This is a genomic window from Pseudomonas brassicacearum subsp. neoaurantiaca (assembly GCF_013608025.1).
Lineage (GTDB): Bacteria > Pseudomonadota > Gammaproteobacteria > Pseudomonadales > Pseudomonadaceae > Aquipseudomonas.
On sequence record NZ_VDLV01000055.1, the window covers coordinates 197,526 to 211,682 of the forward strand.

12 protein-coding genes are annotated in these 14,157 nt (G+C 60.1%); 4 read left to right on the plus strand and 8 right to left on the minus strand.

What is annotated here, in order from left to right; genetic code table 11:
- Positions 1-150: 150 nt before the first annotated feature.
- Positions 151-738, plus strand: a complete 588-nt coding sequence (locus FHK92_RS24950) for a LysE family translocator (protein ID WP_181290466.1) — start codon at positions 151-153, stop codon at positions 736-738.
- A 138-nt stretch (positions 739-876) separates the two neighbouring features.
- On the opposite strand, the gene FHK92_RS24955 is transcribed toward FHK92_RS24950, so the two are convergent.
- Positions 877-1,701, minus strand: a complete 825-nt coding sequence (locus FHK92_RS24955; RefSeq protein ID WP_181290467.1) for a helix-turn-helix transcriptional regulator — start codon at positions 1,699-1,701, stop codon at positions 877-879.
- A gap of 119 nt (positions 1,702-1,820) precedes the next feature.
- Between FHK92_RS24955 and FHK92_RS24960 the strand changes: the two genes are divergently transcribed.
- The 3 genes from FHK92_RS24960 to FHK92_RS24970 all read left to right on the plus strand — a co-directional run bounded on the left by FHK92_RS24960 (position 1,821) and on the right by FHK92_RS24970 (position 4,155).
- Positions 1,821-2,783 (plus strand): GGDEF domain-containing protein, encoded by a 963-nt coding sequence (locus FHK92_RS24960; RefSeq protein ID WP_181290468.1) that lies wholly within the window; start codon positions 1,821-1,823, stop codon positions 2,781-2,783.
- A 517-nt stretch (positions 2,784-3,300) separates the two neighbouring features.
- Complete coding sequence (locus tag FHK92_RS24965) at positions 3,301-3,735, plus strand: lipid II-degrading bacteriocin (RefSeq protein WP_181290469.1); 435 nt, start codon at positions 3,301-3,303, stop codon at positions 3,733-3,735.
- A gap of 42 nt (positions 3,736-3,777) precedes the next feature.
- On the plus strand, positions 3,778-4,155 hold the full coding sequence (locus FHK92_RS24970; protein WP_181290470.1) for a hypothetical protein: 378 nt from the start codon (positions 3,778-3,780) through the stop codon (positions 4,153-4,155).
- Positions 4,156-4,207: 52 nt separating this feature from the next.
- On the opposite strand, the gene fabI is transcribed toward FHK92_RS24970, so the two are convergent.
- The 7 genes from fabI to FHK92_RS25005 form a co-directional block, all read right to left on the minus strand.
- Positions 4,208-5,002, minus strand: coding sequence for an enoyl-ACP reductase FabI (gene fabI, locus FHK92_RS24975; protein ID WP_003202751.1), 795 nt, complete (start codon positions 5,000-5,002; stop codon positions 4,208-4,210).
- A 19-nt stretch (positions 5,003-5,021) separates the two neighbouring features.
- Entirely contained in the window at positions 5,022-6,632 is a 1,611-nt protein-coding gene (locus tag FHK92_RS24980; RefSeq protein ID WP_181290471.1) for an ABC transporter ATP-binding protein, read from the minus strand.
- Between the two features lies 1 nt (position 6,633).
- Positions 6,634-7,653 carry an ABC transporter permease gene (locus tag FHK92_RS24985; protein WP_181290472.1) on the minus strand — a complete coding sequence of 340 codons (1,020 nt, stop codon included), beginning with the start codon at positions 7,651-7,653 and terminating at the stop codon, positions 6,634-6,636.
- Position 7,654: 1 nt separating this feature from the next.
- On the minus strand, positions 7,655-8,728 hold the full coding sequence (locus FHK92_RS24990) for a microcin C ABC transporter permease YejB (RefSeq protein WP_181290473.1): 1,074 nt from the start codon (positions 8,726-8,728) through the stop codon (positions 7,655-7,657).
- A gap of 4 nt (positions 8,729-8,732) precedes the next feature.
- Entirely contained in the window at positions 8,733-10,586 is a 1,854-nt protein-coding gene (locus tag FHK92_RS24995) for an extracellular solute-binding protein (RefSeq protein ID WP_181290474.1), read from the minus strand.
- Complete coding sequence (locus tag FHK92_RS25000; RefSeq protein WP_219916174.1) at positions 10,583-12,415, minus strand: extracellular solute-binding protein; 1,833 nt, start codon at positions 12,413-12,415, stop codon at positions 10,583-10,585. Before FHK92_RS25000 ends, FHK92_RS24995 begins: the two co-directional genes overlap by 4 nt.
- Before the next feature lie 279 nt (positions 12,416-12,694).
- Complete coding sequence (locus tag FHK92_RS25005) at positions 12,695-14,143, minus strand: transglycosylase SLT domain-containing protein (RefSeq protein WP_181290475.1); 1,449 nt, start codon at positions 14,141-14,143, stop codon at positions 12,695-12,697.
- Positions 14,144-14,157: the final 14 nt, after the last annotated feature.

A 14,157-nucleotide genomic window follows, 5' to 3' on the forward strand; every position in this document is an offset into this window, starting at 1 on the left:
CGGTATCGATTTTGGTGAATCGGCTACCGCGTAAAGTTTGCGTGAAAAAATGAGCGGTGGCGCTCGATGACAAGGCAGTTTTCTTCAATACCTGCGAAGCAGGCCCGTTTACCGTCGGGGCCTCTTTCCTGAACTGAAGAAGATTATGTGATGAGCTTGATATTTTCCATGGCAACCTTCGCGCTGGTGGCTTCCATCACCCCAGGGCCGGTCAACATCGTGGCCCTCAGCGCCGGGGCCCGCTATGGGTTTCGCGCGACCTTGCGTCATGTCGCCGGTGCCACTTTGGGGTTTGTCCTGCTGCTGGTCCTGATGGGGTTGGGGTTGCACGAAGTGTTGCAGCGCTGGCCGGGGCTTACGCGAGTGGTGCAATTGGCGGGCGTGGCATTCCTGTTCTACATGGCCTGGAAACTGGCGATGGACAACGGCGAACTGGGGGGCCGGGACGAGGGGCGCGCGCCGTCGATGTTCCATGGCGCGCTGATGCAGTGGCTCAACCCCAAGGCCTGGCTGGCCTGCGTCGCGGGAATGGGCGCTTTTGTGGCCGATGGCGAGGCATCGCTGGTGTGGCAGTTCGCGGCGATTTACCTGGTGATCTGTTACGTCTCGGTGGGCTGCTGGGCCTACGCCGGCAGCTTCCTGCGGACTTGGCTGGGAAATCCGGCAACCATGCGCCTGTTCAATCGGGCGATGGCGGCGTTGCTGGTGGCGAGTGCGGTGTATCTGTTGTTGCCGTGAGCAACCCGTCCTTGCGGTTGGAACGCTGTTGTGGCGAGGGAGCTTGCTCCCGCTCGACTGCGTAGCAGTCGCCTAGAATCGAGGGCTACTGCGTAGCCCAGCGGGAGCAAGCTCCCTCGCCACGGGAAATGGGCTGCATCACCCGCGATATTGCCCGGGCGTCGCCGCCAGGTGTTGCTTGAAGGCCCGCTGGAAATGCGCCTGGTCGGCAAACCCACTCTCCAGCGCCACATCGGCGATCAACTTGCCCTCGCGCAATTGGCGGCGGGCGAACTGGATCCGCCGGTTGATCAGGAAGGCGTGGGGCGTCATGCCGTAGTGACGCTTGAAGGCCCGGCTCAGGTAGGACGGGGAGAGCTGGGCAAAGGCGCAGATGTCTTCAAGCTTGAGGGCTTCGGTGCAGTGATCATGAATGAACTGCGCGGCCCGCATCAGCGCCGGATGACTGCCCCGATCCGGGCGTCCCGCCGGGTTGAGGCGATGCTGCAGGTCAGTGAAAAACGCCGTGGCGGCACCTTTCTTTTCATCGGCATCGATCTGCTCGTCCACCAATATTTCGTAAAGTGCGCAAAGGCCGGAAAAAAGCACGACGTCCCGGCTGTGAGTCGTGTCGAACGCCTGGAAGTCCAACGTCGGATCAAAGCCGTTCCGGCGTTGCAGGTCCCTCAGCCACTGCGTGTCGACATACAGCATCACGTAGGACCAAGGCTGGTCGTCGATCGGATTACAGGCGTGAACATCGCCCGGGTTCATCAGCACCACCGTGCCGCTCTGGACCTGAAAGCGCGACTGCTCGTGCAGATAGGTGCTGCGTCCGGCCGTGATCGCGCCGATGGAAAAATGGTCATGGGCGTGACGCGAATAACAGACCTTGCGGCCATCGGCGATGGACCGGGCTTCGATAAAGGGCAGCGCCGCGTCGTGCCAGAAGCGTGGGGCGGCGTCGTGGTTGGCGGGCTTCATCGATGGGTGTCCTGTTTTTTGGCTGCGCTTGAGTGTATTCGCCTGTGCCGCAAAATGCCCGTTCGAGTTCGGCACGGGCCTGGACTAGAATGCAAGGACTCTCGCCAACGGAGTTTCCGATGCTTGCGCCCGGCAAACCTGACAACGAAGCCGTCCGGCTGAAAAACCTGCAATCGCTGAAGTTGCTCGATACCGCTCCCGAGGAGCGTTTTGACCGCCTCACCCGTCTCGCCCGACGCCTGTTCAATGTGCCTTTTGCCCTGGTTTCACTGGTGGATGCCAACCGGCAGTGGTTCAAGTCCAGCGCCGGCCTGGATGCCAGTGAAACCCCGCGCGAGATATCCTTTTGCGGGCACGCCATTCTGCAAGACGAAATCCTGGAGATTTGCGACGCGGAGCAGGACGAGCGGTTTCATGACAATCCGCTGGTTAAAGACCAGCCCGGCATCCGCTTCTATGCAGGCCACCCCTTGGGCCTGGGCGATGGCAGCAAGATGGGTACCTTGTGCCTGCTCGACACCAGGCCGCGCAAGCTCAATGACGAAGAGCGCGAGCTGCTGCGGGACCTGGCGAGCATGGCCGAGCAGGAACTGGTTGCCGTGCAGATGGCAAGCATGGATGAACTGACGCTGTTGTCGAATCGGCGGGGCTTCAAGACGTTGGCCCAGCATGCGCTGAATGTCTGCGGTCGGCTATCACGACCGGCCACGCTGCTGTTTTTCGATCTCGACGACTTCAAGCCCATCAACGACCGCTTCGGGCATGCCGAGGGCGACTGCGCGCTGAAGACCTTTGCTGACGTGCTGCGTATCGCCTTCCGCGAAAGCGACGTGATCGGCCGTCTGGGCGGTGATGAGTTCGTGGCGTTGCTTACCGGGTCCTCCCATGTCGAGACGAGCGCGATCATGGCGCGGCTCGGGGAAATTCTCGACGAGCGCAACGCGACGTTGCAGCGCGGCTATGACATCGGCTTCAGCGTTGGCCAGATCGAATACGATCCCGAGCGACATGCATCAATCGACAACCTGCTGGCCGAGGCGGATGCGGCGATGTACCGGCAGAAGCAGGCACAGCGCCGATAGCCCAAGGTCATCGAACCATCGCGGGCATTCTGACCCGACGCCTTCGCGAGCAGGCTCGCTCCCACAGGGTCCATGTCGGCCAGGGTACTTTGGACGACGCCGGTCCAATGTGGGAGCGAGCTTGCTCCGGGCGGCGTTCCGACGATGACGCTGGCACAGCCGACATCACCATTGGCTGACCCGCCGCAATCGCGAGCAAGCTCGCTCCCACAGGTATTTTTACAGGCAAAAAAACGCCGCTTGGCCTTTCCAGGGCAAGCGGCGTTTTTCCGCAATCTTATGATTAATTATAGGACTAATCCAAGGAGGCATTGCGACGGAGATCTCGACTCATTTCAAAGATGGCAACGTAGGACGGCGAGTTTTGCACAAAACGCCACGTTGATAATCGGCGCAACGCTATAAATATGTACCGCACGATGGGCACGGGAAAAATGCAAGATGGGTTTTGCATCCCGTAATGCTGAATCTAAACCGCAGCGTTACAACTATTTGACTTGATTAGGTGCCCGCCTCAATGAACAACGAACTCCCCCTGACATATGTTTATCCCGAAACATATGGTACATCCCGCGGAAGCGGAAGAGGCCTTCCTGCGCCGAACAAAATTCCCGATTTGATGGCGATTATCAACACGGCAGGGATTGGCGTAACCACCGTGAACCTAAGGGTTCCCTACTCCACGGCGCAGGACTCGAACATTGCGAGAATATATCTTGGAAATATCACGCTTCAAATTACCGGTAAGGTAATCCGCAATACATCGGGTAGTCTGGAATTCACCGGTGCCGCGAGGGCTTTTTCGGATCGCTATGATGCCAATGCCAGCAATCATCGTGCGATATTTGATGAGGGAGCGACAACTGCACTGCGTCAAGTGGGGCGAGTGGCCCGAGCACAGGATTATGAGATACGGATTACTGGCGAGCTCCCCATCAATTTTTCAAGGTAACCCACTATGATTCGAAGAGAGAAGAGGCTGGTAGCGGCTGTTATGGCTATCTTGGCAGCCTGTACAGTGTTGTTTTTCTTTCCGGTAGACAGTGTGGTGGAGAATCCTGGAGATCTCAATGACACCTATGGGCTGCCCCCTGTTTCGATCTATCTGGTCGTGCTGATCATACTGACTGTTACATCAATGGTTCTGACGGGATTAGGTAGTATTGCGCGTAAAGTTCTCAAGCACGGCTCGTTCAGGCTGCATGTGGGTCTGTATGTATTTTTCAATGCTCCGCTTGTTTTAACTTCACTTTTAGGGATGCTGGTTTCAGTAGCCTATATGTATGACAGTATTTCGGGAATATTGGCGGCGTTGTTGTTTCTATGCTCTTTCGTTGGGGGGCTGTTAGCCGTTCCACACAAGGCAAACTAAAAACGCCGCTTGGCCTTTCCAGGGCAAGCGGCGTTTTGTTGAAGCGCGAAGATTACTCTTCGATGTTGCCCATGGCGGTGGTGTTGAAGCCGCCGTCCACGTACATGATTTCACCGCTGATGCCCGACGCCAGGTCCGAGCACAGGAAGGCGCCGGCGTTGCCGACTTCTTCGATGGTGACGTTGCGACGCAGCGGGGTTTGCGCTTCGTTGGCGGCCAGCATCTTGCGGAAGTTCTTGATGCCGGAAGCGGCGAGGGTGCGGATCGGGCCGGCCGATACGCAGTTCACGCGGGTGCCGTCCGGGCCCAGGGAACCGGCCAGGTAGCGAACGCCTGCTTCCAGGGAAGCCTTGGCCATGCCCATGACGTTGTAGTTCGGCATGGTGCGCTCGGCGCCTAGGTACGACAGGGTCAGCAGGCTGCCGTTGCGGCCTTTCATCATTTCGCGACCGGCCTTGGCCAGGGCCACGAAGCTGTAGGCGCTGATGTCGTGGGCAATGCGGAAACCTTCACGGGTGGTGGCTTCGGTGAAGTCGCCATCCAACTGGTCGCCCGGGGCGAAGCCCACGGAGTGCACGATGCAGTCCAGGCCGTCCCACTTCTTGCTCAGTTCTTCGAAGACCTTGGCGATTTCTTCATCGCTGGCCACGTCGCACGGGAAGCACAGCTCAGGGCTCGAACCCCAGCCTTGCGCGAACTCTTCGACACGACCCTTGAGTTTGTCGTTCTGATAAGTGAAGGCAAGCTCAGCGCCCTCGCGATGCATGGCGGCGGCGATGCCGGATGCGATGGACAGCTTGCTGGCGACACCGACGATCAGTACGCGCTTACCGGCGAGAAAACCCATGTGTTGCTCCTCTTTCAGGTTATTCGGCAGTTGTTGGGGCCAGGAAGGCGGCCTCCAGCAACTGCTGTGTATAGGGGTGTTGCGGCGCGGCGAATATGCTGCGGGCATCACCTTGTTCGACCACTTGGCCATGCTTGACCACCATCAGTTGGTGGCTCAGCGCTTTGACGACAGCCAGGTCATGGCTGATAAACAGGTACGTCAGGTTGTACTTGGTTTGCAGCGACCGCAACAGCTCCACCACTTGGCGTTGCACGGTACGGTCCAGGGCCGACGTTGGTTCATCCAGCAGAATCAACGCCGGCTTGAGCACCAGGGCCCGGGCAATGGCGATACGCTGCCGTTGCCCTCCGGAAAATTCATGGGGGTAGCGGTTCCGGGTTTCCGGGTCCAGGCCTACCTCCTTCAATGCCGCGATTATCGCTTGTTCCTGTTCGTCCGGGGTGCCGATCCTGTGGATCCGCAACCCTTCGCCAACGATCTGACTCACGCACATCCGTGGGCTCAGGCTGCCGAACGGGTCCTGAAACACCACTTGCATCTCCCGGCGCAGCGGCCGTACCTGCTGCTGCGTCAGGCTGTCCAGATCCTTGCCTTCGAAGCGGATCCCACCCTGGCTGCCAATCAACCGCAGAATCGCCAGGCCCAAGGTCGACTTGCCGGAACCGCTCTCGCCAACGATGCCCAGGGTCTGGCCCTGGGGCAGGTTGAAGCGGATGCCGTCCACGGCCTTGATGTAATCGACCGTGCGCTTGAACAGGCCTTTCTTGATCGGAAACCAGACTTTCAAGTCCTCGACCTGCAGCAATGGCGGGCCGACGACGTTGTCTGCCGGGTTGCCGCTGGGCTCGGCGGCCAGCAATTCCCGAGTGTACGGATGTTGCGGCGCGCGGAACAACTCTGCGCACGATGCCTGTTCGACGATGCAACCGCGCTGCATGACACATACGCGATGCGCAATTCTTCGCACCAGGTTCAAATCGTGGCTGATCAGCAGCAACGACATGCCCAATCGCGCCTGCAAATCCTTGAGCAGATCGAGGATTTTCAGCTGTACGGTGACGTCCAGCGCCGTGGTCGGTTCGTCGGCGATCAGCAGTTCCGGCTCGTTGGCCAGGGCCATGGCGATCATCACCCGTTGTCGCTGGCCGCCCGATAACTCGTGGGGCAGGGCCTTGAGGCGCTTGTGGGGCTCGGGAATGCCGACCAGTTCCAACAGTTCCAACGTCCGGCGAGTGGCGACTTTACCGGTCAGGCCCTTGTGGATACCGAGTACCTCATTGATCTGTTTTTCAATGGAGTGCAGCGGATTAAGGGATGTCATCGGTTCCTGGAAAATCATCGCGATCCGGTTGCCGCGGATATGGCGAATGGTTTTTTCCTTCAGCCCCAGCATGTCCTGGCCGGCGTACTGGATGGTCCCGGTGGGGTGATGGGCCAGCGGATAGGGCAGCAAACGCAGGATCGAGTGGGCCGTGACGGATTTGCCGGAGCCGCTTTCGCCCACCAGGGCCAGGGTTTCGCCGCGTTTGATATCGAAACTGACGCCCTCGACCACCCGCTGGCGGCGTTCGCCGACGATGAACTCCACCGCCAGGTCGCGTACTTCGATCAGATTGTCCTGGTTCATATCACTTCCTCGGATCGAAGGCATCGCGAGCGGACTCGCCGATGAACACCAGCAGGCTCAGCATGACCGCCAGCACGGCGAACGCGCTGATGCCCAGCCATGGCGCCTGGAGGTTGGACTTGCCCTGGGCCACCAGTTCGCCCAGGGAGGGCGAGCCCGCCGGCAGACCGAAGCCGAGGAAATCCAGGGCGGTGAGGGTGCCGATGGCGCCAGTGAGGATGAACGGCATGAACGTCATGGTCGAGACCATGGCGTTGGGCAGGATATGACGGAACATGATCGCACCGTTCTGCATGCCCAGCGCCCGGGCCGCGCGCACGTATTCCAGGTTGCGCCCGCGCAGGAACTCGGCGCGGACCACGTCCACCAGGCTCATCCAGGAAAACAGCAGCATGATGCCCAGCAGCCACCAGAAGTTGGGCTGGACGAAACTGGCGAGGATGATCAGCAGGTACAACACCGGCAAGCCGGACCAGATTTCCAGGAAACGCTGGCCGGCCAGGTCCACCCAGCCACCATAGAAGCCCTGCAGGGCCCCGGCGATCACGCCGATGATCGAGCTGAGCACCGTCAATGTCAGGGCGAACAGCACCGAGATACGGAAGCCATAGATCACCCGCGCCAGCACATCGCGGCCCTGGTCGTCGGTGCCGAGCCAGTTCACCGACGAGGGCGGTGCCGGTGCGGGGACTTTCAAGTCGTAGTTGATGCTCTGGTAGCTGAACGGAATCGGTGCCCATACCACCCATGCATCCTTGGCAGCGAGTAACTCCCGGATGTAAGGGCTCTTGTAGTTTGCCTCCAACGGGAACTCGCCGCCGAAGGTGGTCTCGGGGTAGCGCTTGAGGGCCGGGAAGTACCAGCCGCCGTCGTAATGCACCACCAGAGGTTTGTCGTTGGCGATCAATTCGGCGCCCAGGCTCAGCCCGAACAGAATCAGGAACAGCCACAACGACCACCAGCCACGCTTGTTGGCCTTGAACAGTTCGAAACGACGGCGATTGAGAGGGGACAGGTTCATCTCAATGCTCCCGGCTTTCGAAGTCGATGCGCGGATCGACAAAGGTGTAGGTCAGGTCTCCGATCAACTTCACCACCAGCCCCAGCAGGGTGAAGATGAACAGGGTGCCGAACACCACCGGGTAGTCACGGTTGATGGCCGCCTCGAAACTCATCAGGCCGAGGCCGTCGAGGGAAAAGATCACTTCCACCAGCAGCGAGCCGGTAAAGAAAATCCCGATGAACGCCGAGGGGAACCCAGCGATCACCAGCAGCATTGCGTTGCGAAACACATGGCCATACAGCACACGGTTGCGCGTCAGGCCCTTGGCTTTGGCCGTGACCACGTATTGTTTGTTGATTTCATCGAGGAAGCTGTTTTTGGTCAGCAAGGTCATGGTCGCAAAGTTGCCAATCACCAGCGCCGTCACCGGCAGCGCCAGGTGCCAGAAGTAATCGAGGATCTTGCCGCCCAGGGTCAGTTCGTCGAAATTGTTGGAGGTCAGTCCCCGTAGGGGGAACCAGTCGAAATAACTGCCGCCGGCAAACACCACGATCAGCAGGATGGCGAACAGGAACGACGGAATCGCGTAGCCGACAATGATCGCCGAGCTGGTCCACACATCGAAATGACTGCCGTGCCGCGTCGCCTTGGCGATCCCCAGCGGAATCGACACCAGGTACATGATCAGCGTGCTCCAAAGCCCGAGGGAGATGGACACTGGCATTTTTTCCTTGATCAGGTCGATGACCTTGGCGTCGCGGAAGAAACTGTCGCCGAAATCCAGGTGGGCGTAATTTTTGATCATGATCCACAGGCGTTCGGGGGCCGATTTGTCGAAGCCGTACATGCGCTCGATTTCCTTGACGAGCGCCGGGTCCAGGCCTTGGGCGCCGCGGTAGGAGGAACCGGCCACCGACACCTCGGCGCCGCCGCCGGCGATGCGGCTGGTGGCGCCCTCGAAACCTTCGAGCTTGGCGATCATCTGCTCGACCGGGCCGCCAGGCGCGGCCTGGATGATCACGAAATTGATCAACAGAATGCCGAACAAGGTCGGGATGATCAGCAGCAGTCGCCGAAAAATATAAGCCAGCATCTTGTTACTCCACGCTCGCAGGGGCGGCGATTTGCTGCTCGATGACCTGCTTCTCTACTTCATCGGCCGGCTTGACCTCCGGCTTGACCCACCAGGTGGTCGTGCCGATGTCATAGGTCGGCGTGATTTTCGGATGACCGATGTGGTTCCAGTAAGCGACGCGCCATGTCTTGATGTGCCAGTTGGGAATCACGTAGTAACCCCACTGCAGCACCCGGTCCAGCGCGCGGGCGTGGGCCACCAGGCTCTTGCGTGAATCGGCGTTGATCAGTTGTTCCACCAGTTGATCGACCGCCGGGTCCTTCAGGCCCATGGTGTTGCGGCTGCCAGGCTTGTCGGCCGCAGCCGACATCCAGAACTCGCGCTGTTCGTTCCCCGGCGAACTGGACTGCGGGAAGCTGCCCACCATCAGGTCGAAGTCCCGGGAGCGCACGCGGTTGATGTACTGGGACACGTCCACCCGGCGAATCACCAAGTCAATGCCCAGGTCACTCAGGTTGCGCTTGAAGGGGAGCAGCACTCGTTCGAACTCTGTCTGGGCCAGCAGGAATTCGAGCACCACCGGTTTGCCCTGGGCATCGACCATCTTGTCGTCGACGATGCGCCATCCGGCCTCTTGCAACAGTTGATAGGCCTTGCGCTGCTGGTCGCGGATCATGCCGCTGCCGTCGCACATCGAAGGCTGGAAGGCTTCGCTGAAGACCTGATCCGGAATCTTGCCGCGCAGGGGTTCGAGAATCTTCAGTTCATCTTCGCCAGGCAGGCCGGTGGCGGCCATCTCAGAATTTTCGAAATAACTGCGGGTGCGGGCATAGGCGCCGTTGAACAGTTGCTTGTTGGTCCATTCAAAGTCCAGCAGCAGGCTCAGGGCCTTGCGCACCCGTACGTCCTGGAAGATCGGCCGGCGCAGGTTGTAGACAAAACCCTGCATGCCGGTGGGGTTGCCGTTGGGGATCTGTTCCTTGATCAGCCGACCTTCGGTGACGGCCGGGATGTTGTAGGCGTTGGCCCAGTTTTTTGCGGTCATTTCCAGCCAGAAATCGAACTGGCCGGCTTTCAATGCCTCGACCGCCACGGTGTTATCGCGGTAGTAGTCGGTGACCAGGACATCGAAATTGTAAAAACCGCGATTCACTGGCAAATCCTTGCCCCAGTAATCCTTGACCCGCTCGTAGCGGATCGAGCGTCCGGCCTTCACTTCGGCGACCTTGTACGGGCCGCTGCCCAGTGGGATTTCCAGGTTGCCCTTGCTGAAGTCGCGGCTGGCCCACCAATGCTTGGGCAACACCGGCAATTGGCCGAGGATCAACGGCAATTCACGGTTGTTGGTGTGCTTGAACTTGAACAGCACCTTGAGCGGGTCTTCGGCGATGACTTCGGCGACGTCGTTGTAATAGCCACGGAACATCGGCGCGCCGTCCTTGGTCAGCGTCTGGAAGCTGAATACCACGTCTTCGGCGCGCACCGGGTGGCCATCGTTGAAGCGGGCCTCGGGGCGCAGGTAGAAACGTACCCAGGCGTTATCCGGGGCTTTTTCGATTTTTTCGGCGACCAGGCCATATTCGGTGAAGGGTTCGTCCAGGCCCTGCTTGGCCAGGGTGTCGTAGATCAGGCCGATATCATCGGCCGGCACGCCTTTGCTGATGAACGGATTGAGGCTGTCGAAGCCGCCAAACCCGCCCTGGCGAAACACGCCGCCCTTGGGCGCGTCCGGGTTGACGTAGTCGAAATGCTGGAAATTGGCCGGGTACTTGGGGGGCTCGTTGTATAACGTCACGGCATGCTGCGGTGCGGCACTGGCGAGCCCGGCGAATAGCAGGCTGCTGGCCTGCAGGAGCAGGGCGCGTAGAAGCTTCATTGATCTTTCTCCGAAGATTTCAGCCACCAGGCGCTCAGGCCCAAGGTATAGGGCGGCGTGGTGACGAAGGCGAACCGGTTGCGGTACGCCAGGCGATGATAATTGATATACCAGTTGGGAATGCAGTAATGCTGCCACAGCAGCACGCGGTCCAGGGCCTTGCCCGCCGCGACTTGTTCATCGCGGGTCTGGGCGGCGAGGAGCTTTTCCAGCAGGTGGTCGACGACGGGGTTGGCGATGCCCGCATAGTTCTTGCTGCCTTTGATCCCGACCTGGCTGGAGTGGAAATATTGCCACTGCTCAAGGCCCGGGCTGAGCGTCTGGTTCAGGGTCAGCAGGATCATGTCGAAATCGAACTGGTCCAGGCGCTGCTTGTACTGGGCCCGATCCACGGTGCGCAGCCGGGCCTGGATGCCGATGCTGGCAAGGTTCTCGACATAGGGTTGCAGGATGCGCTCCAGGTTCGGATTCACCAGCAGGATCTCGAAGCGCAGGGGTTGGCCGTCGGCGTTCAGCAGGCGCTGGCCGTCGAGGCTCCATCCCGCCTCCTTCAGCAGGCCGAGGGCCTTGCGCAAGGTTTCCCGGGGGATACCGCGTCCGTCCGTCTGGGGCAGGCTGAACGGTTCGGTCAGCAAATGTAGCGGCAATTGTTCGCGATAAGGCTTGAGCAGCAGCCATTCGTGGCCCACGGGCAGGCCGGTGGCTGAGAATTCGCTGTTGGGGTAGTAGCTGAGGGTACGTTTATAGGCGCCACTGAACAGGGTGCGGTTGGTCCACTCGAAATCGAACATCAACCCCAACGCTTCGCGCACCTTGACTTCGGCGAAGGTGTTGCGCCGGGTGTTCATGAACAGGCCTTGGGTCTGGGTCGGAATCTGATGGGGGATCTGTGCCTTGATCACCTCGCCTCGATCCACCGCCGGGAAGTTGTAGCCGTTGGCCCAATTCTTGGCCTGATGCTCGATGTAGATATCGAATTCGCCGGCCTTGAAGGCTTCGAAGGCGACATCGCTGTCGCGGTAGAACTCTACCTCCATCCGATCGAAATTATATTTGCCGCGATTGACCGGCAGGTCCTTGCCCCAGTAATCCTTGACTCGCTCGAACACCAACTGACGGCCTGGCTGCACTTTGGTGATGCGGTAAGGGCCGCTGCCCAGGGGCGGTTCGAAGGTGGTGGCCTTGAAATCGCGGCCTTTCCAGTAATGCTGCGGCAACACCGGCAGTTCACCCAGGCGCAGGATCAGCAGCGGATTGCCCGAGCGCTTGAAGACAAAACGGATTTTCAGCGGGCTGAGGACGTCGACTCGCAGCACTTCCTGGAGATTGGTCCGGTATTGCGGATGGCCGTCCTTGAGCAGCGTCCGGTAGGAGAACGCCACGTCATAGGCGGTGATCGGCACGCCGTCGTGGAAACGCGCCTCGGGTCGCAGGTTGAACACCACCCAGCTGCGGTCCTCGCTGTACTCCACGGATTGGGCGATCAGGCCGTAGCTTGACGTCGGTTCGTCACCGGATGGCGCGTACTGGCCAGTGCCGACCATCAACGGTTCGTTCAGCTCATTGATGCCGTATTGCAGGAAGTTCGGCGTGGAAACCGGGCTGCTACCCTTGAATGTGTAGGGATTGAGGGTATCGAAGGTGCCGAACGCCATGATCCGCAAGGTGCCGCCCTTGGGCGCTTGTGGGTTGACCCAGTCGAAGTGGGTGAACCTGGCCGGGTACTTGAGCGTGCCGAACTGCGCATAGCCATGGCTTTCGCTGATGGTGGCGCCGGCGGGGGAGCTCAAGGCCAGGCTGATCAGGAGCAGGAGGAGGGGACGTATCAAGTCTGGGATCCGATCCAGGCGGCTTGGGCTGTTATGGACGGTACAGTAACAGCTTGTATCGGCAGGAAAAAGGCGGGGGCTCAAAGCGCTGGATTACCTGGATCCGTGGCGAGAGTGCCTTTGTGGCGAGGGAGCTTGCTCCCGCTGGGTTGCGAAGCAGCCCCCGAACCTGGCACCTCGGTGTGACAGGTGAATTGAGTCGCTGCTTTTGGGGCTGCTATGCAGCCCAGCGGGAGCAAGCTCCCTCGCCACAACAAGCTCCTCGCCGGAGCCCCGGTGTCAGTGCGGGGAATACACCGTCAGCATCTGCCCAGGCTTGAGTGCCTTGCCCATGCTGGGATTCCAGCGTTTGAGGTGCTGCATTTCGACGTTGAAGCGCTTGGCTACGACGTACAGCGAGTCACCTTGCTTGACCTTGTATTGGGTCTGCTTCTTTTGATTCTTGTCGTTGGCGGCCACCACGGTATTGATGCGCTTGCCCGTGGCCTTGGTCGGTTTGGTGTCCTGCATCACCAGGGTCTGCCCAACCTTGAGCTTGTTGCCGCTGAGCTTGTTCCAGCGTTGCAAGTCCTTGGTCTCGACCTTGTTGGCCTTGGCGATCTGGGCCAGGTTGTCACCCCGCTTGACGCGGTAGGTGCGCCTGGCGCCTTCCACTTCGCTGTCATCGGCGGTCTCGAAGACCGGCTTGAGCGAGCGTGGACTGATCAACTCTTCCGGGCGCATGGTCGACAGGCTGGCGGTCAGCAGTTGCGCCTTCGAGGTCGGGACGAGCAGGTGCTGCGGGCCGTCGATGGTGGTGCGTTGCTTGAAGGCCGGGTTGAGCTGGAACAGCTCGTCTTCGTCAATGTTGGCCACTGCCGCGACCTTGGACAGGTCCATGCGCTGGTTGATCTCGACGACCTGGAAGTAGGGTTCGTTGGCGATCGGGTTGAGGTTCACGCCATACGCATCGGGGGCCATCACAACCTGGGACAGCGCCAGCAGCTTGGGCACGTAGGCCTGGGTTTCGCTGGGCAGCGGCAGGTTCCAGTAGTCGGTGGGAAGGCCAAGCTTCTCGTTGCGTTCGATGGCGCGGCTGACCGTGCCTTCGCCTGCGTTGTACGCCGCCAGCGCGAGCAACCAGTCACCGTTGAACATGTCGTGCAGGCGCGTCAGGTAGTCCATGGCGGCCGTGGTGGACGCGGTGATATCGCGGCGGCCGTCATAGAAGCGGGTCTGGCGCAGGTTGAAATAACGGCCGGTGGACGGGATGAATTGCCACAGGCCTACCGCGTTGGCCCGTGAGTAGGCCATGGGGTTGTAGGCGCTTTCGATCACCGGCAGCAGCGCCAGCTCCAGCGGCATGTTGCGTTCTTCGAGGCGCTCGACGATGTAGTGGATGTACAGGCTGCCGCGTTCACCGGCGTTTTCCAGGAAGGACGGGTTGCTGGCGAACCACAGGCGCTGTTGTTCGATGCGCGGGTTGACGCCTGCGGTTTCCTGGAGCTGAAAACCTTGGCGCATGCGTTCCCAGACGTCCTGGGGCACTTGCGGGCTGGGTTTTTCATTGAGCCACACAGGCTTCTGCTTGGCTCGCGCGGCGACATTTGGCGTATGCGCGGCATCGGTCTGCGGCATCTGGCCGCTGCTCTGACAGCCCGCCAGCGTGGCGGACACAGCCACCGCGATGGCTTGAGCCAAGCGGGTCAATGTGTCTGACTGGACGGACCTACGGATAGATGACGACATTGGCTGGAAGTAAG

Coding starts and splice junctions, on each gene's coding strand:
- FHK92_RS24995 (WP_181290474.1), bottom strand. CDS start 10,586: ATGAAGCTTCTACGCGCCCTGCTCCTGCAGGCCAGCAGCCTGCTATTC.
- FHK92_RS24970 (WP_181290470.1), top strand. CDS start 3,778: ATGGCTATCTTGGCAGCCTGTACAGTGTTGTTTTTCTTTCCGGTAGAC.
- FHK92_RS24960 (WP_181290468.1), top strand. CDS start 1,821: ATGCTTGCGCCCGGCAAACCTGACAACGAAGCCGTCCGGCTGAAAAAC.
- FHK92_RS24955 (WP_181290467.1), bottom strand. CDS start 1,701: ATGAAGCCCGCCAACCACGACGCCGCCCCACGCTTCTGGCACGACGCG.
- FHK92_RS25005 (WP_181290475.1), bottom strand. CDS start 14,143: ATGTCGTCATCTATCCGTAGGTCCGTCCAGTCAGACACATTGACCCGC.
- FHK92_RS24965 (WP_181290469.1), top strand. CDS start 3,301: ATGAACAACGAACTCCCCCTGACATATGTTTATCCCGAAACATATGGT.
- FHK92_RS24985 (WP_181290472.1), bottom strand. CDS start 7,653: ATGAACCTGTCCCCTCTCAATCGCCGTCGTTTCGAACTGTTCAAGGCC.
- FHK92_RS24990 (WP_181290473.1), bottom strand. CDS start 8,728: ATGCTGGCTTATATTTTTCGGCGACTGCTGCTGATCATCCCGACCTTG.
- FHK92_RS24950 (WP_181290466.1), top strand. CDS start 151: ATGAGCTTGATATTTTCCATGGCAACCTTCGCGCTGGTGGCTTCCATC.
- fabI (WP_003202751.1), bottom strand. CDS start 5,002: ATGGGTTTTCTCGCCGGTAAGCGCGTACTGATCGTCGGTGTCGCCAGC.
- FHK92_RS24980 (WP_181290471.1), bottom strand. CDS start 6,632: ATGAACCAGGACAATCTGATCGAAGTACGCGACCTGGCGGTGGAGTTC.